The sequence below is a fragment of the Azospirillum palustre genome (assembly GCF_002573965.1).
Taxonomy (GTDB): Bacteria; Pseudomonadota; Alphaproteobacteria; order Azospirillales; family Azospirillaceae; genus Azospirillum; species Azospirillum palustre.
Genome location: NZ_PDKW01000043.1, coordinates 1,339,374 through 1,362,032 on the forward strand (window position 1 = coordinate 1,339,374; position 22,659 = coordinate 1,362,032).

At 67.3% G+C, this 22,659-nt stretch carries 22 protein-coding genes and 1 riboswitch; of the genes, 5 read left to right on the forward strand and 17 right to left on the reverse strand.

Going from position 1 to position 22,659, the window contains the following annotated elements; translation table 11 throughout:
• Positions 1-65 precede the first annotated feature (65 nt).
• The 3 genes from CRT60_RS28620 to CRT60_RS28630 form a co-directional block, all read right to left on the reverse strand.
• Complete coding sequence (locus CRT60_RS28620; RefSeq protein ID WP_098739857.1) at positions 66-566, reverse strand: single-stranded DNA-binding protein; 501 nt, start codon at positions 564-566, stop codon at positions 66-68.
• Positions 567-886: 320 nt separating this feature from the next.
• Positions 887-1,315, reverse strand: a complete 429-nt coding sequence (locus CRT60_RS28625; RefSeq protein ID WP_098739858.1) for a response regulator — start codon at positions 1,313-1,315, stop codon at positions 887-889.
• A gap of 208 nt (positions 1,316-1,523) precedes the next feature.
• Positions 1,524-2,318 carry a hypothetical protein gene (locus CRT60_RS28630; protein ID WP_098739859.1) on the reverse strand — a complete coding sequence of 265 codons (795 nt, stop codon included), beginning with the start codon at positions 2,316-2,318 and terminating at the stop codon, positions 1,524-1,526.
• A gap of 334 nt (positions 2,319-2,652) precedes the next feature.
• On the opposite strand from CRT60_RS28630, the gene CRT60_RS28635 reads away from it, so the two are divergent.
• The gene (locus CRT60_RS28635) at positions 2,653-4,293 is read left to right on the forward strand and encodes a hypothetical protein (protein WP_098741076.1); all 1,641 of its coding nucleotides are present in this window, start codon (positions 2,653-2,655) and stop codon (positions 4,291-4,293) included.
• Positions 4,294-4,381: 88 nt separating this feature from the next.
• On the opposite strand, the gene CRT60_RS28640 is transcribed toward CRT60_RS28635, so the two are convergent.
• The 3 genes from CRT60_RS28640 to CRT60_RS28650 form a co-directional block, all read right to left on the reverse strand.
• Complete coding sequence (locus CRT60_RS28640; protein ID WP_098739860.1) at positions 4,382-4,936, reverse strand: hypothetical protein; 555 nt, start codon at positions 4,934-4,936, stop codon at positions 4,382-4,384.
• On the reverse strand, positions 4,933-5,544 hold the full coding sequence (locus tag CRT60_RS28645; protein ID WP_098739861.1) for a hypothetical protein: 612 nt from the start codon (positions 5,542-5,544) through the stop codon (positions 4,933-4,935). The genes CRT60_RS28640 and CRT60_RS28645 overlap by 4 nt, the downstream gene beginning before the upstream one ends.
• 195 nt (positions 5,545-5,739) lie before the next feature.
• Positions 5,740-6,867 carry an acetoin utilization protein AcuC gene (locus CRT60_RS28650; protein ID WP_167421831.1) on the reverse strand — a complete coding sequence of 376 codons (1,128 nt, stop codon included), beginning with the start codon at positions 6,865-6,867 and terminating at the stop codon, positions 5,740-5,742.
• A 120-nt stretch (positions 6,868-6,987) separates the two neighbouring features.
• Positions 6,988-7,094: riboswitch (TPP riboswitch) on the forward strand.
• A gap of 47 nt (positions 7,095-7,141) precedes the next feature.
• On the opposite strand from CRT60_RS28650, the gene CRT60_RS28655 reads away from it, so the two are divergent.
• The 4 genes from CRT60_RS28655 (at position 7,142) to CRT60_RS28670 (ending at position 10,547) form a co-directional block, all read left to right on the forward strand.
• Positions 7,142-7,873, forward strand: coding sequence for an ABC transporter ATP-binding protein (locus tag CRT60_RS28655; protein ID WP_244592821.1), 732 nt, complete (start codon positions 7,142-7,144; stop codon positions 7,871-7,873).
• Positions 7,870-8,637: an ABC transporter permease gene (locus CRT60_RS28660; RefSeq protein WP_098739864.1), complete on the forward strand. Its 768-nt coding sequence runs from the start codon at positions 7,870-7,872 to the stop codon at positions 8,635-8,637. Before CRT60_RS28655 ends, CRT60_RS28660 begins: the two co-directional genes overlap by 4 nt.
• An 18-nt stretch (positions 8,638-8,655) precedes the next feature.
• Positions 8,656-9,597, forward strand: coding sequence for an ABC transporter substrate-binding protein (locus CRT60_RS28665; RefSeq protein WP_098739865.1), 942 nt, complete (start codon positions 8,656-8,658; stop codon positions 9,595-9,597).
• Positions 9,598-9,719: 122 nt separating this feature from the next.
• Positions 9,720-10,547 carry a universal stress protein gene (locus tag CRT60_RS28670; RefSeq protein WP_098739866.1) on the forward strand — a complete coding sequence of 276 codons (828 nt, stop codon included), beginning with the start codon at positions 9,720-9,722 and terminating at the stop codon, positions 10,545-10,547.
• A 47-nt stretch (positions 10,548-10,594) separates the two neighbouring features.
• Here CRT60_RS28670 and CRT60_RS28675 read toward each other — a convergent pair whose 3' ends face one another.
• The 11 genes from CRT60_RS28675 to dusB form a co-directional block, all read right to left on the reverse strand.
• The gene (locus CRT60_RS28675) at positions 10,595-11,407 is read right to left on the reverse strand and encodes an inositol monophosphatase family protein (protein ID WP_098739867.1); all 813 of its coding nucleotides are present in this window, start codon (positions 11,405-11,407) and stop codon (positions 10,595-10,597) included.
• 38 nt (positions 11,408-11,445) lie between these two features.
• Complete coding sequence (locus CRT60_RS28680; RefSeq protein ID WP_098739868.1) at positions 11,446-12,045, reverse strand: hypothetical protein; 600 nt, start codon at positions 12,043-12,045, stop codon at positions 11,446-11,448.
• Between the two features lie 84 nt (positions 12,046-12,129).
• On the reverse strand, positions 12,130-12,438 hold the full coding sequence (locus tag CRT60_RS28685) for a hypothetical protein (RefSeq protein ID WP_098739869.1): 309 nt from the start codon (positions 12,436-12,438) through the stop codon (positions 12,130-12,132).
• 163 nt (positions 12,439-12,601) lie between these two features.
• The gene (gene hflX, locus CRT60_RS28690) at positions 12,602-13,882 is read right to left on the reverse strand and encodes a GTPase HflX (protein WP_098741077.1); all 1,281 of its coding nucleotides are present in this window, start codon (positions 13,880-13,882) and stop codon (positions 12,602-12,604) included.
• A 52-nt stretch (positions 13,883-13,934) separates the two neighbouring features.
• The gene (hfq, locus tag CRT60_RS28695) at positions 13,935-14,183 is read right to left on the reverse strand and encodes an RNA chaperone Hfq (RefSeq protein WP_012974114.1); all 249 of its coding nucleotides are present in this window, start codon (positions 14,181-14,183) and stop codon (positions 13,935-13,937) included.
• 61 nt (positions 14,184-14,244) lie between these two features.
• Complete coding sequence (locus tag CRT60_RS28700; RefSeq protein WP_098739870.1) at positions 14,245-14,973, reverse strand: HAD family hydrolase; 729 nt, start codon at positions 14,971-14,973, stop codon at positions 14,245-14,247.
• Positions 14,974-15,064: 91 nt separating this feature from the next.
• Positions 15,065-16,465, reverse strand: coding sequence for a nitrogen assimilation response regulator NtrX (gene ntrX / locus CRT60_RS28705; RefSeq protein WP_098739871.1), 1,401 nt, complete (start codon positions 16,463-16,465; stop codon positions 15,065-15,067).
• On the reverse strand, positions 16,455-18,773 hold the full coding sequence (locus CRT60_RS28710) for a sensor histidine kinase NtrY-like (protein WP_098739872.1): 2,319 nt from the start codon (positions 18,771-18,773) through the stop codon (positions 16,455-16,457). Before CRT60_RS28710 ends, ntrX begins: the two co-directional genes overlap by 11 nt.
• A 235-nt stretch (positions 18,774-19,008) precedes the next feature.
• Positions 19,009-20,454: a nitrogen regulation protein NR(I) gene (gene ntrC, locus CRT60_RS28715; protein WP_098739873.1), complete on the reverse strand. Its 1,446-nt coding sequence runs from the start codon at positions 20,452-20,454 to the stop codon at positions 19,009-19,011.
• Positions 20,454-21,668, reverse strand: a complete 1,215-nt coding sequence (locus tag CRT60_RS28720) for a two-component system sensor histidine kinase NtrB (RefSeq protein WP_244592823.1) — start codon at positions 21,666-21,668, stop codon at positions 20,454-20,456. The genes ntrC and CRT60_RS28720 overlap by 1 nt, the downstream gene beginning before the upstream one ends.
• A complete protein-coding gene (gene dusB, locus CRT60_RS28725; protein ID WP_098739874.1) occupies positions 21,668-22,654 on the reverse strand; it encodes a tRNA dihydrouridine synthase DusB in 987 nt (328 codons plus the stop codon). Before dusB ends, CRT60_RS28720 begins: the two co-directional genes overlap by 1 nt.
• Positions 22,655-22,659 lie beyond the last annotated feature (5 nt).

Consider the following 22,659-nt stretch of genomic DNA (forward strand, 5'->3'; position numbering starts at 1 on the left):
CGAAAAAGAAATCGGCCGGATGACTGGCATCCGGCCGATGGAACGCACCGCTTCGGCGGCTCGCGTCAGAACGGGATCTCGTCGTCGAGATCCTCGTGACGGGGCGGAGCGCCACCGCCACCGCGGTTGCCGCCCGAAGAGCCGCCGCCGCCGTAGTTGCCACCACCACCGCCGCCGCCGCCATAGCCGCCGCTTCCGCCGCCACGCGATTCGTAGCCGCCACCGCCGCCGCCGAAGCTGCCGCCGCCGCCCTCTTCACGGGCACCGCCGGTGAAGTCGATTTCGGCCACACGCACCGACAGGCCGGCGCCGCGGGTGCCGTCACGCTTCTCATACTCGCGCAGGGTCACTTCGCCCGAAACGACGACGCTCTTGCCCTTGGTCAGGTGCTGAGCGAGCGACTCGGCGCGGCGGCCCCAGATCGAGCAATCGACCCATTGAGTCGTCTTGCGCTCGCCAAAGCCGACATCGTTGGCGACGCGGAAACCCAGCACCTTCTCGCCGCTCTGGGTCGTGCGCAATTCGCCGTCCGCGCCCAGGCGTCCCGTAAACGTCCAAACATTCATCGCTTGTTGCTCCTAAGCGCGAGTGTCCCAGCATCCATGCCGACCCGTCAGGATGCCCGGCGGAGGCACCCAGATGCCGAGGGTTCCCATTCGCAGGGCCGGCTGTTCAATGGCGACCATCCCCCCGGTCCCGCGCAACGAAGCACGAGGGACCGACGCCGGTCAACCGCCGTCGGAAATGCCCCGGCGATGTTCGGACCGGCGCACTCGCCCCGCCGCTCCAAACCAGAACACTCCATGAACAAATATAGCAGAGGAACATGCGTGGGAAAACCGAATCCTTCGGTTTGGTGCTGAAAACCCGTCAATCGGCGCGGGGATCAGCGCAGGCGGCGCGCCGCCAGATCCAGAGCGATCTTCAGCTGTGCATGCGAAAAGGGCCTGTGCACCACACCCAACGGATAGGTTTCGGTGATGCGCGCCATGGTGCCATGGTCGCTGTTGCCCGACAGGAAGATGGACCGCAGTCCGTGGTCCAGGTTCAACCGGCGCGCCACCGCGATGCCGTCTCCGCCGCCGAGATGCGCATCGGTCATAGCCAGGTCCGGACGTTCACGCAGTGCCAGATCGACCGCCTCGCACTCTGTCCGGGCAATGCCGCAGACGGTGTGCCCCAGATCCGCCATCGCCACCGACAGGGCGTCGGCAATACCGGGGTCATGCTCCACCAGGAGGACGCGCAACGGCTGCCCTGGCGTACGGGTGCGGTGGGGCAGATGCTGCTTGGCGATGGCGTCGATCCGGAGCATGCGACCGACCTCGGACGTTGCAACTGTTGCGCGGTATGCGGCGAATCTTGGTAAAATTTCATTTACCGATACGCCGTTTGTACTAGAACCTCCCCAAATTTGCAAGCTCAATCGTTCAGAATCTGACCTTTTGCGTCGGGCGCAAAAGGGGGCGGGCGCCGCAAGTCGCAGCGTTTTTGACACCTGCCCAAATCCTGTTTTGCCGATGTCAGCGTCCGGCCGGCCCCAGCCAGTCGATTCCACCCTTGGGTCTTTGGCCAACGCCGGCGGTGGCCCGTGCCGTCGCCGCGCGGGATGGCGGCGGCGGTGGCGCCGGCTCGCCGGCAAGCCATGACGCCTGCCCTTCAGCGGTTCGGGCAGGTGCCGGAGCCGATGATGGATAGGCTGGGCTGGATGGATTTACCGCCGCACCCTGCGACAGGGCCGGTGCCAGCGGGTGGGGAGATGGAGAATCTTGCGAAGCCGGCGGCGCCAGAGCCGGCCGGGACGGCCGGACCGGCAAGTCGGCAGGACGCGGCGGCGCGCTGTCGGCCTGACGCGGGTCGTCGTTCCGCTCCAGCGCCTCGTCACCGCCCCAGCCGTCGGACATGCCGTCATCGTCCGGCGCGCCCCAGGCCATTACGGCAGGCTGCCGCAGGCGGGGAGCGTCGGCGGCTCCCAGCCAGGACGGACGCTCGTCATCCGACAGCGGGCCGGTCTGGGTGTTCAACTGCCGGGCCTGTTCGCGAATTTCCAGCAGGGTGGTTACCGCCAGTTGGAGCAGCGGCGCCAGCACCATGGGATCGGCCATTTCCTCGGCGGTGAGCGCGGCAAAACGGTCGCGCACCGTCTCCACGGCCTGCTCCACGCCATCACGCAGAGCGCCGGCCTCATGGGCCAACCGCTCCAGATCCTCGCGCAATGCGGAGATTTCACATGCTTGCCGCAACTCGTGAAAGCCGATGCCCGCCCCCGGCATGGGGGCGGATCGCCGGTCGCGTGACGAACCAAAATCGTGAGGCATCCTGGCCTTACCCCGGTTCCAAGCCCAGCCCGATGTGGACGTCCAACCCGTCGGAAACGGCGGCGCCCACCCTTATGGCAACCCGCGCAACCGACAGGCGGTTCCAAAAGCCAACGTCATGGGCGCCATTTGCCGGAGCGTCGGCGAAGTTGCCCAGCGTCACGGATGGCTTCCCGATCGGGCAACACTGTTTAGCGCCGTTGATGTCGTTTGGAAACCGTTTGCGCGTGATGGCCGCTTGTACTATTTTTTCGGCCCCAGGGGAATGGATTCCTTGCGATCCAACATCCAGGCGCTTCCCCGTCGCCATTTCATCTTGCCGGAATCCCATACGGTGTCGATCGACCGCTCGGAACTTGAACGGCTCCTTGCCGATCGCCCGGCTGGCAACCGCAGCGCCATGCAGGCGGTGCGCGAAAGCTATGCCGATATCGGGCTGATGCGCGAGCGCGGCCTGTCCTGGGCCGAGATCTCCGATCTGCTGGCCAAGCTGGGGGTGGCTGCCCGCGACAACCAGCCGATCTCGCCCGTTACCCTGCGCTCCGCCTTCTTCCTGGTCGGAAACGAAGGGCGTGGCGAGGCCACCGGCGACCATGGCGCCGCAGCCCTTCCTGCCGAGACCCTGGCAGCCGTCCATGAAGCCGCCCTGTCCGCCGGCCTGAAGGAAGAGGCCGAGGATGCGGATGAGGACGGCCCGGACGAGGACGGCCCCCCTAAGGACGACGAGGAGGACGACGAGAGCGACTCCGTTGTCGAGCCCGAGCCGGAAGCTGCCGGCTCCGATGTGGAACCGCTGACCGAGACGGCCGAGCTTGATGACGAGCCTGATGGCGAGGATGCCCGGGCGAACGCCGTCGCGGAAGAGCCGCTGACGCAAGAGCCTGCGCCCGACCAGGGCGAACCGGCCCCGAAGGCCGTCGAGGAATTTTCACAACCCGCCTCCCCTGCCCTGGATCTGCTCGCACCGGCGACCGCCGTTGCCGAAGACCGGCCGGCAGAGGACGAGACCGGAACCGGGGAGGATGAAACGCCTCCCGAACCCGCAATGACCAGGCCGGAATCGCAGCCGGCTTCCCATCGGACGTCCGCGGCGGTTGCGCGGGGCACCGGCTCTCCTGTATTCCCGCCGATGCCTGCCACGATGACCCAAGACGACTCAACAAACGCATACTGGAAAGGCGATCGCATGCTGGGCACGATCTTCGTCCTCAATGACCGCGGCGGCGTCGGCAAGACGCTGCTGTCCCATCACCTGATGGCGACCGCCATGCTGGAAGGCCTGCAGCTGAAGGTCGTCGAGTACGAGGTGAACGAGCGTCTCGCCCGCCTGTTCGGCCCGGACGTGGTCGAACACCGCCGCATCACCCAGGACTTCATGAACATGATGGGGTCGGGTGACGGCTTCTACGAGTTCTGGGACCTGATCGGGCCGGAATTGCAGCGCGGCGGCCGCCTGTACGATTTCGGCGGCAACATCTCGCAGTGGTTCTTCAACTGGGCCGAGGTGTCGGGCTTCGACTATTACGTCGGCGAAGGCGAACGGCTGACCTTCATGGTCCCGGTGACCGTCGACCTCGCCTCGTTGTCCACCGGCATGACGACGCTGGAGCGGGTGGCGACCATCGCCCCGAAGGCCAAGCGCGTCCTGGTGGAAAACGGCTTCTCCGGCCCGTTCTCCCAGCTGGAGGACAGCCAGTATGCCCGCCGCAAGGCGGAGATGGTGGAGCGCGAGGGCCTGCAGGTCATCTCCATGCAGCCCTGCACCGCCCCGGCCTGGGCGCGCCTGACCGGCCACCGGCTGGATCAGGTGGCGACGATGACCCGCGAGGATCTGGTGAAGCTGGGCATGACCCCGCCGGTCGCCTCCCGTTCGCTGATCATCATCCACGAATGGCTGCGCAACATGCGCCAGTCGCTGTCGCCCTACCTGCACGACGCCTTCCGCCAGACCCCGGCCACCGCCAAGGCGCGCTGAAGCCTGGGAGCAGGGTGAGACCGAGCTTTGCGAAAAGCCCTTCTTCCCTGGCGGAAGAGGGGCTTTTCGATCTCTGCCCGGTGCTTTTCTACGCTGCGCTTTGGGCCGCGCTGGCGTTGTAGAGATCTTCCTTCACCGGCGCCACCGACCGCACCTGATAGCCGGGCCGGGCGCTGAAGCGGCGGTTGGCACGTTCGCCGGCCTCGCGGTCCGACTCCGCCCAAACCAGATACTGGCGCCCCCGTGCCCATTCGACGGCCAGAGGGTGGGCGGCATCGATCTCGCCGATCTGCTGGTTCACCACGGTGACCAGCCATTCCTTGTCGCCGGGATTGCGCCGGTCGGTCAGAATCAAAATCTGCGGACGACGCTTCGCCTGCGCTTCGGTCAGGCGCTGTTGCACCTCCGCCTGCTTCTTGCGCAGCTCCACCATCTCCCGGGTCAGTTCCTCGATCTCGGCATGGAGGGTCTCCTCCTCGCGATGCAGGCGGTGGATGGTGGCATCCAGCTTGTCGAGGTTGTTGCGGACGCCGCGGACGCGCTGGCGCGCCTGCGATACCCGCTGCTCGACGCTCATCAGGATGTTGCCGAGCCAGGCACCGATGGCGACGATGGCCAGGACGATGATGAAGTTGATCATCATGTGGCGGCACCCGCCTTCGCCCGGGCGGTGGCGGGCGGCGTCGGCACACCCTTGCCGGCAGCCTTGCCCCCGGCCCGCGCATCGCCGCGCATGAACGTCTTCTGGAAACCCATTTTGAACGGGAAGGCCACATCGCACATCTGCTTGGCCTCGTCGAAGCTGGACGCCCAGACCTCGGCCACGTTCGTGCAGCGCCAGATGGGGTTGACCTGCGCCCGCTCACCGGCAGCGCGGGCAGCGGCAGACGCCTTCTCCTGCGTCACCGTCGCGACGAATTTCATCAGCCCGGCCTGCGGGTCGCCGACCTCATGCACGAACATCGGCGGCTGGTCCGACAGGTCCCGGACCTGCTTTTCCGCCTTGCGGATATCGCTTTCCAACCGGTTGCGGTCGGAAGACTGGCTGTTCCGGCGCTGGACCAGATGGTTGACCCGGTTTTGAAGCTCCTGCGCCTCGGCATGCAGGACGTAGATGCGGTTCTCGACCTGATCCAGGCCGCTGCTCTTCTCCATGATGTTCGGCAGGAAATCCTTCAGCATCATGGCGACCGGGACGGCAGCCAGCATGATGATGACGATGGCGATCAGGAACAGCGTCGTGTTCGACATCCGCCCGCCCGTCCTCCTACCGCAAATCCAACCCGCAAATCCCGCCGAAGCCCGCATCGCCCGACACGGAAGCTGCACCGGCGCAGTGGAAAAGAGAATCAACGAACAATCCGACCCCGTCAACGAATCGTCACAGGTTGGTTCGAAATTCGTCGGAATGAGTCGGTCAACCGCGGGTCAGGACAGCGCCACCCTTCAGGACATGGCCATCTCGGCCACCCGCTTCACAGCGTCCCGAACCGGCCCCGGCCGCCGTTCGTCGCCCAACGTGGTGAACCAATGGTCCGGCGGGTTGCGGCCGGCGGCGCGGTTCCAGGTCAGGGCACGCAGCACCGCCTCCGCCTCCGCCGTCGGCCGCACGGCGGGATCGATGCCGTTTATCACCGCCCAGATCCCGGCCCAGCAACGCCCGACCGACCAGGGGTTATAGCCGCCGCCTCCGACCACCAGCACCCGCGGCGCCAGGGGAAGCAGCGCCGCCACGGCATCCCACAGCGCGCGGTTGGACAGCTCCAGACGGCTCAACGGATCCTCGGCCAAGGCATCGGCGCCGGTCTGGATCACCATCGCCTGCGGACGGAAGGCACGGGCCAGCGGCAGGACCGCCGCCGCCATCACATGCTCCATCTCGCTGTCGTTGAAGCCCGGCGGGACCGGCAGGTTGCGGGCCATGCCGCCGGCGCGCTCCTCCGCCTTGCCGGTGTAGGGCCAGCGCCCATCCTCGTGGATCGACACGGTCAGCACCCGGTCGTCGTCGGCAAAGGCCTCCTCCACCCCGTCGCCATGATGGGCGTCGAGATCGACATAGAGGACCCGCTCCAGCCCATGGTCCAGCAATTCCAGGATGCCGAGAACCGGCGCGTTGAAATAGCAGAAGCCGCTGGCCCGGTCGCGCCGCGCATGATGCGTCCCGGCGGCCGGCGCATAGACAAGACCGGCCGGCCGGTCGCCGAGAATCCGGGCAGCCTGCAACGCCGATCCGCTGCTGTGGGCCGGCCGCCGGTACATCTCGGCGAAGACGGGATTTTCCAGCTTTCCCAGATTGTGGCGGGTTGCGGTCGCCTCGTCGACGCGCTGCTCGGCCTCCGCCCGCTTCAGCGCGGCGATGTAATCGGACGTGTGGAAGCGCGCCAGCTCGCGTTCGCTCGCCACATGGGTGTCGAGATAGACCTTGTCCGGCAGCCAGCCCATGGCACGGCTGAGGTCGATGGCGGTCGACACGCGCGGAATCGCCAGCGGATGCTTCGGCCCATAGGTGGAGCCGCGGTAGATTTCCCCGCCGATGAACAGCGGTGTGCGGAATGGTGTGGTCAGGACGGGCACTCCTCGATGCCCGTCAGAAACTAGGCGCCGCGGCGGTGCGGTCAAGCCGCCCGCTTCCGCATGCCGGAACCTGCATCCGGCAATGCTTGCGGTCACGGATCGTCCGCGCCTATAGTCGCCGCCTTCACTGGGGGGAGCCGATGGGCGGCTGAGAGGTCCTGTTGCGGGACGACCCCTGGAACCTGATCCGGTTCATGCCGGCGTAGGGATCAGTGATGCGGGATCGCACCCTCTCCATCTCCGCCAGTCCACGATGCATGCCCGCGTGCCTGCGATGACGCCGCTTTCGGTGACCATCTCCCGCGCACGGCTGACCTATGGCGGCACGCTGCTGTTCTCCGACCTGACTCTGGAGCTGCCGGCCGGGCGGACCACCTGCCTGCTGGGGCCGAGCGGCGTCGGCAAGACCACGCTCCTGCGTATCCTCGCCGGTCTGGCCGAGCCGGAGCCGCCGACCGAGGTGGTCACCGGCGACCGGCAGCCGCTGGCCGGCCGGATCGCCTACATGGCGCAGCAGGACCTGCTGCTGCCCTGGCTGACCGTTCTCGACAATGTGCTGCTCGGCGACCGGCTGCGCCACCGCCGTCCCGATCCGGCGCGGGTGGAGCAGGCCCGTGCGCTGCTGGACCGTGTCGGCTTGGCCGGGCGCGAGCGCGACCGTCCCGCCGCCCTGTCCGGCGGGCAGAAGCAGCGCGTGGCGCTGGCCCGTACCCTGATGGAGGACAAGCCGCTAGTCTTGATGGACGAGCCCTTCTCGGCGCTCGACGCCATCACCCGGCTGCGCTTGCAGGAAACGGCGGCGGAGACGCTGGCCGGCCGCACCGTCCTGATGGTCACCCATGACCCGCTGGAGGCGCTGCGCATCGGCGACCGCCTGCATGTGATGACCGGCCGGCCGGCCATTATGGGGCCGGCGCTGGAGCCCTCCGGCCCGGTGCCGCGCCGGGTCGACGATCCGGAACTGCTGGCGCATCAGGCCGAACTGTTGCGGAGGCTGGCGGAATGAAGGCGCTGCTGCGCGGCGCGATCACCCTGCTGGTGCTGGTCGCCGGCTGGCAGGCACTGGTCTGGACCACCGGTCTGCCGCGCTACCTTTTGCCCGGTCCGCTGGCGGTGGCGGACGCCATGCAGCGGCAGGCCCCTCTCTTGTTGAGCCATGGCCTGACCACGCTGGCTGAGATTCTGATCGGACTGGTGGCCGGCGTGGCGCTGGGCGGCGTCAGCGCTTTGCTGCTCGCGCGGTTCCGCACGGCGCGGCGCTGGCTGATGCCGCTGCTTCTGGTCAGCCAGGCCATCCCGGTCTTCGCGCTGGCGCCGCTGCTGGTGTTGTGGCTCGGCTATGGCATGGCGTCCAAGATCGCCATGGCGGTGCTGGTCATCTATTTCCCGGTGACGACCGCGCTGTTCGACGGGCTGCGGCGCACCGATCCCGGCTGGCTCGACCTTGCCCGCACCATGGGCGCCTCACCCGCCGCGATCCTGTGGAGCATCCGCCTGCCGGCCGCCCTGCCCGCCTTCTGGTCCGGCGTGCGGGTGGCCGCCGCGGTGGCGCCCATCGGGGCGGTGATCGGCGAATGGGTGGGGTCGTCCTCCGGTCTCGGCTACCTGATGCTGCACGCCAATGCCCGCATGCAGATCGACCTTCTGTTCGCCGCCGTGCTGGTGCTGGGGATGTTCGCGGTGACGCTGTACGCCGCCGTCGATGTGCTGGCCCGCCGTGCCCTGCCCTGGCAACCCGATACCCAACCTGCCGAAGACGCCAACCCTTGAAGGGGGGAGAGACACCCGATGAAGCATCTTTTCACCGCCGGCCTGATCGCTGCCGGCCTGATGACCTCGCTTCCAGCACTGGCCCAGGACAAGCTGTCCGTGATGCTGGACTGGTTCGTCAACCCGGACCACGCCCCGCTGGTGGTGGCGCAGGAGAAGGGCTTTTTCAAGGATGCCGGGCTTGAGGTCACGCTGACCGCCCCGGCCGACCCCAACGACCCGCCGAAGCTGGTGGCCGCCGGCGGCACCGACATCGCCGTCTCCTACCAGCCGCAGCTGATCCTGCAGGTGGCGGAGGAACTGCCGCTGGTCCGCATCGGCACGCTGGTGTCCACACCGCTGAACTCGGTCGTCGTGCTGCGCGACGGGCCGGTGAAGACGCTAAAGGATCTGAAGGGCCACAAGGTCGGCTACTCCATCGCCGGCTTCGAGGACGCGCTGCTGGGCGCCATGCTGGAGAAGCAGGGGCTGAGCCTGAAGGACGTCGAGCTGGTGAACGTCAACTTCTCCCTCTCGCCGTCGCTGCTGTCGGGCCAGGTCGATGCGGTGGTCGGCGCCTTCCGCAATTTCGAACTGAACCAGATGGAGATCGAGAAGCGCCCCGGCCGCGCCTTCTATCCGGAGGAAGAGGGCGTTCCGCCCTATGACGAGCTGATTCTGGTCGCCCGCAAGGACAAGGCGAACGATCCGCGCTTCAAGCGCTTCCTGGCGGCGGTGGAGCGGGCGACGCTCTACATCCTGAACCATCCGGAGGAGTCGCAGGCCGCCTTCGTCAAGGGCCGGCCCGAACTGAACGACGAGCTGAACCGCCGCGCCTGGGCCGACACGCTGCCGCGCTTCTCCCACAGCCCGGCCGCCCTGGATGCCGAGCGCTACACCCGCTTCGCCGAGTTCCTGAAGGCCCGCGGCCTGATCAAGGCGGTGGCGCCGGTCGAGCAGTATGCGGTGGTGGTGAAGTAACGGTCTCCCACGGTCCCTGCCATCCACCGACATTGCCATCGACCCCGGCGGAGCGTTACCTAGAGGGAAACCGCTCCGCCGGCTGATGGTGGACCGATCATAATGTTGGGAGACGCGAGGGCATGCCGATCAAGACCATCCTGCTGCATATGGCCAACGACGACGCCCACGCCAGCCGTCTGGCGGTGGCCGCAGCCCTGGCCAAGCGCTTCTCCGCCCATATCCAGGCGCTCTACATCGCCACCCCGGTGTCGATGCCGGCGGGCGCCACCGGCCGCGCCGCGTCCTATGGCTTCATGGCGGAGGCGACCGCAATCGCCCACGAGAATGCCGAGCGGATCGAGCAGGAGGTCCGCAAGTCGCTCGACGGGCTGCCCTACGACTGGACGGTCGAAGAGGGCGACCATGTCGATCTTCTGGCCGAGCGCGCCGCCTATGCCGACCTGATCGTCGTCGCGCAATCCGCGGCGGTGCGGGCGGGTGAGCGTGTGTCGCTGCACCATATCCCCGACCGTTTGCCGCTGGAGACCGCCACGCCGGTCCTGGTCCTGCCGCCGAAGCAGCCGGCTGCGGCGCCCATCGGCCGCCATGTGCTGATCGCCTGGAAGAACACGCGCGAATCCACGCGCGCGGTCCGTGCCGCCATGCCCTTCCTGGAGGCGGCGGAGTCCGTCACCGTGCTGACCGTGGAACCGCTCGGGCAACAGAGCAGGGAAGCCGCCACCCTGGTCGATTGGCTGCACCGCCACGGCATCGCCGCCCGTCCGCAGTCGGTCATCGCGTCAGGTGGCGAGGTCGGCGACATGATCCTGTCCTGCTGCACCGACCAGGGCGCCGACCTGCTGGTGATGGGCGCCTACGGCCATTCCCGCCTGCGCGAGCTGGTGCTGGGTGGGGCGACCCGTACGGTGCTGGACGGGCTGGCCTTGCCGGCTCTGCTGGCGCATTGAAGGGGCGCGGGAGGGCCGTCGCCCGCCCTCCTGCACCCGACACGCACTCAGCCAAACAGTTGTCCATGCAGCGCCTGCCAGCTTTCGCGGTCGGGCGCCAGCAGGATGCTGCCGTTCAGCCGTCCCGGCCGGTAGGGCGTCCCGTCGATCAGTGCCGAATAACCGCCGGCCTCGGCATGCAGCAGAACGCCGGCCGCATGGTCCCACGGCATCAACCGGTGATAGAGCGAGTAATGCGCCCGCCCGTCCAGCAGGCGCAGATACTCCTGGGCGGCGCTCGACAGGCACACGCGTTCCGCCAGCCCGACGCTGCGCTCTTCCAGTTGGCGCCCCATCTCAGCACTGCAAAAGCGCGTGGACAGCGCCCCGACCATCTGCGGCAGCGGCACGGCCGGTGCGACATGGACACGCCGACCGTCGAGCCAGGCACCCTGCCCCTTCACCGCCGTCGCCATCCGGCCATCGACCGGATCGTGGATCCAGCCGGCAACCGTCTCGCCCTTGCAGGCAAGCGCGACGATCACCGCGAACATCGGTCGTCCCTGGGCGAAGTTGATCGTGCCGTCCACCGGGTCGATGATCCAGACCGGATCGTCGCCATGGATGCGGTCGAGCACGCGCTCGTCCTCGGAGGCGGCCTCCTCCCCGACAACGCGGCTGCCCGGCAGCAGCGCCGACAGCGCCGGGGTCAAGGCCCGCTCCGCCGCCTCGTCCGCCAGCGTGACGAGATCAGTCGGACCGGTCTTCTGCCGGATGTCGGCGGCGTCGAGCTTCTGGAAATAGGGCATGATCTCCGTCCGGGCGACGGATCGGATCAGATCGGCGACGCGGTCGATGTCGGGAAGCGGGAAACCCGTCATGGTCGGTTGGCCCTTTTTCGGCTTGAGTTCGGAGAGGGTCAGCGCTTCGCCGCCGGCTTGCTGCCGGGCACGCTGTCCAGCTTCAATACGGGATCGCCGCCCTTCGGGTCGGTCAGCAGCACCTTGCCGTCCAGTCCGCTGTCCTTCAGCGCCTTCGACAGCGCATCGAAGGTGGCGCGGTCGGCTGCGGCTGCCGCGGCTTCCTTGGCTGCATCGGGCGGCGGTGGCGATACCGGCCCACCCTGCGCCGGTTGGCGTGGCGCCTTGGGGTCGGGTGGCGGCGGAGGCGCCGCAGCGGTATCCTTCTCAGGCTCCGGCGGCGGCGGTGGAGGCGGCGGGGGCTGCCACAGGCGGAAGCAGTCGGTGAAGGTCTGCTGCTTGCAGTCCTTCAGCAGACCGGCGGCATCGGGGGCGACGACCTGCGGCTCGTCGGGCGCCACCGACAGCGGCTTCGGCGGCGGAGGAAGCGGGTCTTCGGGTGGGGTCTCCGGTTCTTCCACATAGCCGGGCGGCAGCGGCGTTCCCGGTCGCAGCGGCTCCGCCGCCGCCAGCGGCTGGACCAATGCCAGCAACAGCGGCAGCGCCGGCATCAGACGGCCGGCACCGGTCAGGATGGTTCGGGAAGGGGAACGGAGCAATTCGGGACCGCGGCGATGGCGAACGGCTCATTATGACCTGCCATCGCAGGCGCCGTCATCCCTCAAGCATGAGTCAAATCACCGTCATGCCGCCGCGCGTTGATCGTGGCGAGACTCATGGCGGTGCCCACCGGTAAAGCCGCCATAGCCCCAGGCGGTCAGTTCATGGCAGATCGCCGAAATCTTCGCGGCCTCATCGGCGTTCGGTTCCCGCTCGCCGGCGGCCTCGATCAGATGCATCAGGGTGGCACGGCCTTCCGGCGTGCGCGAAAGCTCCTGCAGACGCAGCAGAGCGGCACCCGGCGGCAGATTCTCCTGACGGGCGACGAGGGCTACCTGATCGGCGAGAAATGCCGTAATCGAGAAGCACGACGGATCGGTTTGCAACCGCATTGGCAGTCCTCCTCAAGGGGGAGCACGACCGCTCCTTTCCCATCATCGGACCCCAACGGGGAAATAACCACGCCGCATTCGTCTTAAGACCGGAGTGGGGTGCAACAGGTCATAGGCCTGTCCACACCCCTTTCCGTTTAGCCAGGGCGCCCGGCTGCACCGCCTAAGGTTGCTGCTCAGGCTGACTGTCGGGTTGGAACCGCTTTTCGAACCGGGCGAGATCGACGGGGTCGATGGAGACATGCAGATGCGCATGTTCCTCGTCGTCGCGCCGGTCCAGCACCTCCCCCCTGGCATAGAGCCAGGCGAGCGCCGCACCGTCGCCAAGGTCGACCGAGAGGTCCACGACCTGCCGGTTGACGTTCATCCGCTGGTCCAGCAGGCGGTCGAGGTCGTCGATCCCCTCGCCGGACAGGGCGGAGACCGCCACCGCACGCGGATTGCGGCCAGTCTGGGCCAGGATCGCCGCACGGCTTTCCTCGTCCAGCGCGTCGATCTTGTTCAGCACCTCGATCACCCGGTCGTCCGCTTCCGGGTCGATGCCCATGTCGGACAGCACCTCATGGACATCCGCCTTCTGGGCGTCGCTGTCGATGTGGGCGATGTCGCGGACATGCAGGATGATGTCGGCGGCGTCCACCTCCTCCAGCGTGGCGCGGAAGGCGGCGACGAGGCCGTGCGGCAGGTCGGAGATGAAGCCGACCGTGTCCGACAGGATCACCTTGCGCCCCGACGGCAGGGTCACCTGCCGCATGGTGGGATCGAGCGTGGCGAACAGCAGATCCTGGGCGAAGACGTCGGCATTCGCCAGCCGGTTGAACAGCGTCGATTTGCCGGCGTTGGTGTAGCCGACCAGAGCCACCACCGGATAAGGCACCTTCGCGCGTGCCTTGCGGTGCAGGCCGCGGGTGCGCCGCACCTCCTCCAACTCTTTCTTGATCTTGATGATCCGGTCGCCGATCAGGCGGCGGTCAAGCTCAAGCTGCGATTCACCGGGGCCGCCGAGGAAGCCGAAGCCGCCGCGCTGCCGTTCCAGGTGGGTCCAGGACCGCACCAGCCGGGATTTCTGGTAGGTCAGGGAAGCCAGCTCGACCTGGAGCATGCCTTCGCGCGTCCGGGCGCGGGCGCCGAAGATCTCCAGGATCAGGCCGGTGCGGTCGATCACCTTCGCCTTCAGCGACCGCTCGAGGTTGCGCTGCTGCACCGGCGACAGGGCGTGATCGAGGATGACGAGCGACGCCTCCGCCTCTTCCACCACCTGTGCCAGATGCTCCACCGTGCCGGAGCCGAGCAGGGTCGACGGTTGCGGCCGGTTCACCTTGGCGCATTCGGCATGGACGACGTCCAGCTGAATGGCCTGGGCAAGACCGACCGCCTCCTCAAGCCGCGATTCGGGAGGGCGCATGTCCCCGTCCGCCTCACTGCGGAGGACGGGGTGGACCACGATGGCCCGCGCGGCGCCGTCAGGGGCCGCGCCGTTACCATTGGTCAAGGGATCAGACGCTTTCACCTTCCTTGGGCGGCTCGAAAAGTTGAATGGGATGGGCCGGCATGACCGTCGAGATTGCGTGCTTGTAGACGAGCTGGGAATGCGCGTCGCGCCGCAGAAGTACCGAGAAGTTGTCGAACCAAGTAATGATGCCCTGGAGTTTCACGCCGTTCACGAGAAAGACGGTTACGGGAGTCTTGTTCTTACGGACGTGATTGAGAAACACGTCCTGCACGTTCTGGCTTTTTTCAGACATTTTTCATGCCCCCTTCTTCAATGTTCTTGGGACCCCTTTGCTAGGCGGTCCGCTCCCCGTTTCACGGTGTAGGTGTGGTGCGCGTTGGTACCGTCTCGACAGCCGTTTGCAGGGATATGGTATCACCATTGCCGTCCACCAAGCCATACAGGACGCGGTGAAGCGCCGTACAGTCGGTGTGGCGATGGGCGGGCGGGAAGCGGTCGAAGCCGCTCCCCTCGCCCAGCCCTATTAGCACCGGAACGAGACCGGCGCCATGGGCGCATTCCATATCGATGTCGGCGTCGCCGAGAAACCAGACATTCCCCCCCGGCACGATCCCCGCCGGCTCCAGCGCCATCCGCACCGGGGCGATGTGCGGCTTGTCGAACTCGGCATCCTGCGCGCCGACCAGCTTGCCGAAATATCGGGTCCAGCCCAGCGCGTCGGCCTCCGCCCGCAGGAACTTGCCGTTCTTGTTGGAGACGACGGCCTGATAGACGCCCCGCTCGTGGAAATGGCGCAGCAGCGTCTCTGCACCCGGCAGAGGCGTCAGACCGTCCAGATGGTGGGCAGCGAAATAGGCGTAGAACAGGTCGCGCGCCTCGGTCCAGCGCTCGCCGAAAATGCGCGGGAAGCTGTCGCGCAGCGATGCCTTGATCCGCTCGCGCGCCTCCTCAGGCCCCCAAGGGGCGAGGCCGAAGGACACCAGCGCATGGTTCAGCGCCTCGCGCACCGTGTCCCAGTTGCTGACCAGGGTGTTGTCCCAGTCATAAATGACGGCGCGCGGCAGGATGATGGGGGAGGGCAAGGAGATTTCTCGAATAGATTGTCACTGCAGAAGCCCCCTTCCCCCGCCGAGCAGGAAAAGGGTTTGGGTGGGGCAAAATCTCCCCCACCGATCACTCCAGGAACATCTTCCCCTTCTCGCTGCCATGGACGCCCAGCGACTTCAGCTTGCGGTGAAGGGCGGAGCGTTCCATGCCGACGAAGGACGCGGTGCGGGAGATGTTGCCGCCGAAGCGGGTGACCTGGGCCAGCAGATATTCGCGCTCGAACACTTCGCGGGCTTCGCGCAGCGGCAGCCCCATGATCTCGCCGCCCTTGTCCCATTTCAGGACCGTCGGCGTGATGGCGCCGATTTCCGGCGGCAGGGTGTCGGCGCGGATCGGTTCCTTGGGGTCGCCATGGGCCATGATCAGCAGCCAGTCCACGACGTTGCGCAGCTGGCGCACGTTGCCCGGCCAGTCATAGGCCTGCAAGGCGGCCATGGCGTCCTCGCCGAACTCGCGGGTCGGCAGGCCGGACGCTTCGGCGGACCGCTGCATGAAATGGCGGGCCAGCACCGGGATGTCCTCGCGCCGCTCGGCCAGCGACGGCACGCGGATCGGCACCACCGACAGGCGATAGAACAGATCCTGGCGGAAGCGTCCCTGCTCGATCTCCGCCTGGAGGTCGCGGTTGGAGGTGGCGATGACGCGCACGTCCACCTCGACCCGCTGTCCGCCGCCGACGCGCTCGAACACCTGCTCCTGAAGGGCGCGGACGATCTTGCCCTGGGTCTCCAGCGGCATGTCGGCGACTTCGTCCAGCAGCAGCGTGCCGCCATGGGCCTGCTCGAAGGTGCCGATCTTGCGGCCGGGACCGTCGACGCCGGCCTCGGTGCCGAACAGCTCCATCTCCAGCCGCTCCGGCCGCATGGTGGCGCAGTTCAGCCCGACGAAGGGACCGCCGGCCCGGCGGGAGCGGGCGTGGATCAGCCGGGCGACCACCTCCTTGCCGGCGCCGGGCGGGCCGGAGATCAGGACGCGGCTGCCGGTAGGCGCCACCTTGTCGATGGACTGGCGCACCTGATTGACCGCCGACGACTTGCCGATCAGCTCCGCGTCGCCGCCGGCGCGCAGCTTCAGCTCCTGGTTCTCGCGCTTCAGCCGCGCCGCCTCGATGGCGCGGTCCACCATCAGCAGCAGGCGGTCGGCCTTGAACGGCTTCTCGATGAAGTCGTAGGCGCCGACCTTGATGGCCTGGACCGCGGTTTCGATGTTGCCGTGGCCGGAGATCATGATGACCGGCAGGTTGGCATGATCCCGCATCAGCTGTTCCAGGATTTGCAGGCCGTCCAGCCTGCTGCCCTGGAGCCAGATGTCGAGCACGACGAGGCTCGGCCGGCGCGCCGCCACCTGGGCGAAGGCCTGATCGGCGTCGGCGGCTTCGCGCGTCTTGATGCCTTCGTCGTTCAGGATGCCGGCAATCAGCATCCGGATATCGGCTTCGTCATCGACGATCAGAATGTCATGCGCCATGGGCTTCGTGCCTCATCTCTCCGCCGGTCTCCGCCGGCCTGTCGTCACGGCCGCCCGCGTCGTTCGCGACCGTAACCGGGTGTGGAATGACCAGGGTCACGCGCGCCCCGGGTCCGCCTTCGCGGTCCTCGAGGGTCAGCACGCCGCCATGGTCCTCCATGATCTTCTTGACGATGGCGAGCCCCAGCCCGGTGCCCTTGGCCCGCGTCGTCACATAGGGTTCGGTCAGCCGGTCGCGCTGTTCGCCGCCGGGCAGGCCCTTGCCGTTGTCCTGAACGGTGACGACGACCTTCTCGCCGTCGTCCTCCACCGCAATCGCCACCTCTCCGGGCGGCAGCTCCGCGCCGTCGGCCGGCGGCGTGCGCCCCTCGATGGCGTCGGCCGCGTTCTGGAGCAGGTTGGTCAGCGCCTGGGAGATCTGCCGGCTGTCGCAGGCCACCGTCAACGGCCCGGACGGCAACCGTGTGTCGAACCGGATCCTGCCTGAATGGGCGCTCGATTGGAGGAAAACCGCCTGCCGGACCAGATCGTTGATGTTGACCGGCTTCATCACCGGCTGCGGCATCCGCGCGAAGGCGGAAAATTCGTCCACCATGCGGCGGATGTCGTCGACCTGCCGGACGATGGTGTCGGTGCACATGGTGAAGACCTCCGTGTCGCTGGAGATCTCCTTCAGATATTTGCGGCGCAGCCGTTCGGCCGAGAGCTGGATCGGCGTCAGCGGGTTCTTGATCTCATGCGCGATGCGGCGCGCCACGTCGGCCCAGGCCGCCTTGCGCTGCGCCGACACCAGTTCGGTGATGTCGTCGAAGGTGACGACATAGCCGCGCACGGTGCCGTCGCGCACCTCCGCCGCGATGCGGACCAGCAGGGTCAGCGTCGTCTTGCCCGGACGCCGGATCTGGATCTGGTCCTGCACCACGCGGCCGGGCTTCTTCGGCGCGTTTTCCAGCAGGTCGCCGATGTCCGGCAGCAGCTCGACCAGCGACATGCCGACCAGCCGGTCCAGATCCTCCTCGCCCAGCAGGCGGGCGGCGGACAGGTTCGGCAGGTTGATGACGCCGTCGGCATCGACACCCAGCACACCGGCCGACACGCCGGACAGCACCGTCTCGGTGAAGCGGCGGCGCTCGTCGAGCAGCCGGTTGGTCGACAGCAGCTCCCGCCGCTGCCCCTCGATCTCGGTGGTCATCCGGTTGAAGGCACGCGACAGCAGGACGAACTCGTCCTCGCCCGGCGGTTCCGACACGCGGACGGTCAGGTCGCCGGCGCGCACCCGCTCGGCGGCGCCGATCAGGGCGCTGATCGGGCGGACCAGCCGGGTCGCGAAGTTCAGCCCGGCCCACACCGCCGCCAGCAGCAGCAGCATCGCCACCACCAGGAAGATCAGCGTGAAGGTGACCTGCAGGCTGCCGCGCTGGTTCTCCAGCGCCGTGTATTCCTTCACCGCCCCCTCGGCCGAGGCCATGTGCTGGAGCACCCGCGGCTCCACCATGCGGCCGACATAGAGGAAGGTATCGGACACCCGGTCCAGGCTGACCAGGGCGCGGACGCGGTCGTCGGATTCCTTGACGATCAGCGCGACCTCGCCGGTGCGGGCCTGCTGGATCTTGTCTTCGGGGATCGGCTCGAATTCCAGGGTGAAGGTATAGCCGGCCCGCGCGACGATGGCGCCGGTGGTGCCGTTGAAGACGATGGCCTCCGACAGCGCGCGCAGCATCGCCTGGGTGGCGACGACCTGCTCGAACCGCTCGGGGTCGCTGGAGAAGCGCGCCTCCTGCGACAGATCGTTGGCCATCGCCAGCGCGTCGGCGCGGATGTTCTGCTGGTGCTCGTGCAGGTAGGCGCTGGCGACGACCAGGGATTCGTTCACCGCCGTGCGGACACGGTCGCTGAACCAGCTCTGCACCCCGACATAGAAGAACAGGGTGGAAAAGACGGTCATGATGATGGCCGGCGCCACCGCCAGCACGCTGAAGACCAGAACCAGGCGGGTGTGCAGCCGTGACCCCGCCAGCCCGCGCCGCCGCCCGATCAGGATGGCGACGATGCGCCGGGCGATCAGCACGCCCAGCGTCAGCAGGATCGCAAGGTCGAGCGTCAGCAGAAGCGTGACGGTTCGCGGGTTGGCCTGTCCGAACGGCGCGCTTTCCGTCATCGCCGCGTAGGTGGCGAACCCGGCGGCCAAGGCCGCCAGCGACAGGGCAAAGGCCAGCCGCTTGCCCAGGCCGACCCGCCTGGACCATTGGAGAATCTTCTGCCAGACCGGTCTTTGGCCGGCTGCTGCGATGTCGGAATTTGGTGGCATGGTCCGGCGCTAATCTGTTGCCGGAAAGATACACCTCTGTTGCGGCCCTGCCAAGCCTCAACGAATCTGCCTTTCGGACAGCACAGTCTACGCCGGAAGGCGTCAGACGAGGTGCAGAAGGCGTTAAGTGGCCAATGGGCGGCGGTTTGGCCGCCGCCCCTGACCGGGCTGTGTCACAATTTTGGCACGGATCGGCCGCTGTGGCGGGCCTTCCGCACGCACTGCCGGATGCGGCTTATTTGATGCCGCGCATCACCTGGATATCGAGGTCGCGGATCTTCTTGCGCAACGTGTTGCGGTTCAGGCCGAGCAGTTGTGCCGCCTTGATCTGGTTGCCACGGGTCGCCGACAGGCTGAGCGAGATCAGCGGCCGTTCGATTTCACGCAGCACCCGGTCATACAGGCCGTTGGACGGCATGCCGTCCTTGTGGGCGGCGAAATAGTCCTTCAGGTGGCGCTCGACGGCCGAGGACAGGCCCTCGCTCTGCGGTTCCTCGACCGGCTGGGCGGCCGGGGTGGCGTCGGCAAGCTCCGCCTCCACCACATCCAGCCCGATGACCTCCTGCGAATAGAGCGCGGCCAGACGGCGGACGAGGTTTTCCAGTTCACGGACGTTGCCGGGCCAGCGATAGCGCTTCAGCCGATCCATCGCCGCCTGGTCGATGCTCTTGGCCGGAAGTCCCTGGCTGATCCCGAGATTCAGGAAATGGCGGACCAGCAGCGGGATGTCTTCCGTCCGCTCGCGCAGCGGCGGCAGACGGATCGGCACCACGCAGAGGCGATAGAACAGATCCTCGCGGAACAGCCCCTGGCGGATCAGGGTGCGCAGGTCGCGGTGGGTCGCCGCGATGATCCGCACGTCGGTCTTGATCGCGGTGCGCCCGCCGACGGTGGTGTATTCGCCCTCCTGCAACACGCGCAGCAGCCGGGTCTGGGCGTCGAGCGGCATGTCGCCGATCTCGTCCAGGAACAGCGTTCCGCCCTGCGCCTGCTCGAACCGTCCGGTCGACCGGTTGGTGGCCCCGGTGAAAGCGCCCTTCTCGTGGCCGAACAGTTCGGATTCGATCAGTTCGCGCGGGATGGCGGCCATGTTGATGGCGACGAAGGCGCCGTTGCGCCGCTTGCCGTAATCGTGCAGCGCGCGGGCCACCAGCTCCTTGCCGGTCCCGGACTCCCCGGTGATCATCACCGTCAGGTCGGTGCCCATCAGACGGGCCAGCACCCGGTAGATTTCCTGCATGGCGGGCGAGCGGCCGATCAGCGGCAGTTGTTCCTCGCCCTCCACGTCGCCGCCCGGCATGGCGGCCGGCGGGGTATTGGTGTTCAGCGCCCGTTCGACGACGGAAACCAGTTCCTTCAGGTCGAAGGGCTTGGGCAGATATTCGAAGGCCCCACGCTCCGCCGCCTTCACCGCGGTGATCAGCGTGTTCTGCGCGCTCATCACGATGACGCGCATTTCTGGCCGCAGCTTCTTGATGCGCGGGATCAGGTCCAGGCCGTTTTCGTCCGGCATCACCACGTCGGTGATGACCAGATCCCCCTGCCCGTCCGCCACCCAGCGCCACAGCGTCGCGGCGTTGCCGGTGGTGCGGACCTCGTGCCCCAGCCGGGCCAGGGCCTGCGTCAGGACGGTGCGGATGGCGCGGTCGTCATCCGCGATGAGAATGGTCGCTGCGCTCATCAACGAGTCCCCCGGCCGCCCTTGGACTGCAAGCCAGCGTCAGAAATCTTCGAGTCCCCGGAAAGCTTCGGTTCATCGTATTTCGAATCATCGTACATCGGCAGCGACACCTTGAAGACGGTCCGGCGAGGCTGGCTGTCGAACTCAATGGTTCCGCCATGGTCGCCTATCAGTTTCGCCACCAATGCAAGACCGAGGCCAGTCCCGTTCACTTTGCTGGTCACGAACGGATCGAACAGGTTGGACTGCAGGTCTTCCGGAATGCCGTCGCCGTTATCCTGAACCGTCACCAGCAGGGGCAGGTGCCGGCGCACGTCCCCGCCGGGCAGCGCCATGCGCACACCATGCTGGTAGGAGGTCGTCAGCGTGATCTCGCCGCCCGATTCCGGTGCAGCCTCTGCCGCATTTTTAACCAGATTCAGGAAAACCTGCACAAGTTGGTCGCGATTGCCGTAAACAGGAGGCAATGACGGGTCATACCGCTCAACAAAGCGTATTTTTCGGGCAAAGCCGCTCTGGGCCACTTTCCGCACATGTTCCAAAACGGTGTGGATGTTCACCGCGGCGCGTTCCAGCGGCCGTTCGTCGGAGAACACCTCCATCCGGTTGACCAGCGCCACGATGCGGTCGGCCTCGTCGCAGATCAGGCGGGTCAGCACCCTGTCCTGGTCGCTGGCGTTCTCCTCCAGCAGCTGGGCGGCGCCGCGGATGCCGGACAGCGGGTTCTTCACCTCGTGCGCCAGCATTGCCGCCATGGCGGTGACGGAGCGCGCGGCATGACGGTGGGTCAGCGAATGGTCGATCTTGCGGGCGAGCGACCGCTCATGGATGGTCAGCACCACATGGTCGGGCGGGTCGCCCATGGTCGCCACCTGCACCGTCACGTGGTGCGGGCCGATGCGGGGCGTGTCGATGATGACACCATCCTGCGACACCCGGCGGCTGCCCCGGCGCACCTGTTCGATCAGGCCCATCACCGGGCTGTCCGGCGGCAGCAGTTCCGGCAGCGGCATGCCTTCCATGGCGTTGGCGGACAGGTCGAAGAACTCCTGCCCTTCCAGATTGACGAAGCGGATGTCGCCGTTGCCGTCCACCACCAGCACCGGATCGGGCAGGCTGTTCAGCACCACCAGCGAGTCCAGCCGCGGCGCCCGGGCGGCACCCGACCGGTTGCGGCCACGCTGGCCCGGAGCGGTCATCGGTACGGGATCCATCAGGCGGCCATCCTTTCGATTGCCGGTTCATAGAAGGCACGGATGCGGTCGCGCACCGCGTTCGGGTCGCTCAGCTGGTTGACCTCCTGCCGGAACTCGTTGGATCCGCGCAGGCCGGTCGAGTACCAGGAGACATGCTTGCGGGCGACCTTGATGCCGCCGTCCGTGCCGTAATGGCTCAGCATGCTGTCGAAATGCTCCAGCAGCGTGTCCATCTGCGCGGGCAGCGGCGGGTCGGGCAGCGTCTCGCCGGTGCGCAGATACTGCATGACCTGCGACGGAAACCAGGGACGCCCATAGCTGCCGCGCCCGATCATCACGCCGTCGGCGCCGGATTCGGCGAGCGCACGGTCCACCGCCTCGAAGCTGGCGATGTCGCCGTTGACGACGATGGGGATCTTCACCGCCTCCTTCACGTGGCGGACATAGGTCCAGTCGGCGGTGCCGGTGTAGAACTGCATGCGGGTGCGGCCGTGGACCGTCACCATCCTGATGCCGCACTGCTCGGCAATGCGGGCGAGGTTGGGAGCGTTCCGGTTGGTCTCGTCCCAGCCCAGCCGCATCTTCAGCGTCACCGGAATACTGACGGCCTTCACCACCGCCTCCAGGATGCGGCCGGCCAGTGCCTCGTCCCGCATCAGGGAAGAGCCGGCATGGCCGTTCACCACCTTCTTGACCGGGCAGCCGAAATTGATGTCGACGACCGCGGCGCCGCGGTCCTGGTTCAGCTTCGCCGCCTCTGCCATCACCTCGGGCTCGCAGCCGGCGAGCTGGACCGCCATCGGAAACTCTTCCGGCTCGGTTTCCACCATGCGCAGGGTCTGGCGGTTCTCGCGGATCATCGCCTGGCTGGCGATCATCTCAGACACGACGAGGCCGCAGCCCGCGCGCTTCACCAGACGGCGGAACGGCAGGTCGGAGACACCCGACATGGGCGCCAGGATCACCGGTCCGGCGAGCGTGATGGGTCCGATTTGTATGGTCATTCTCA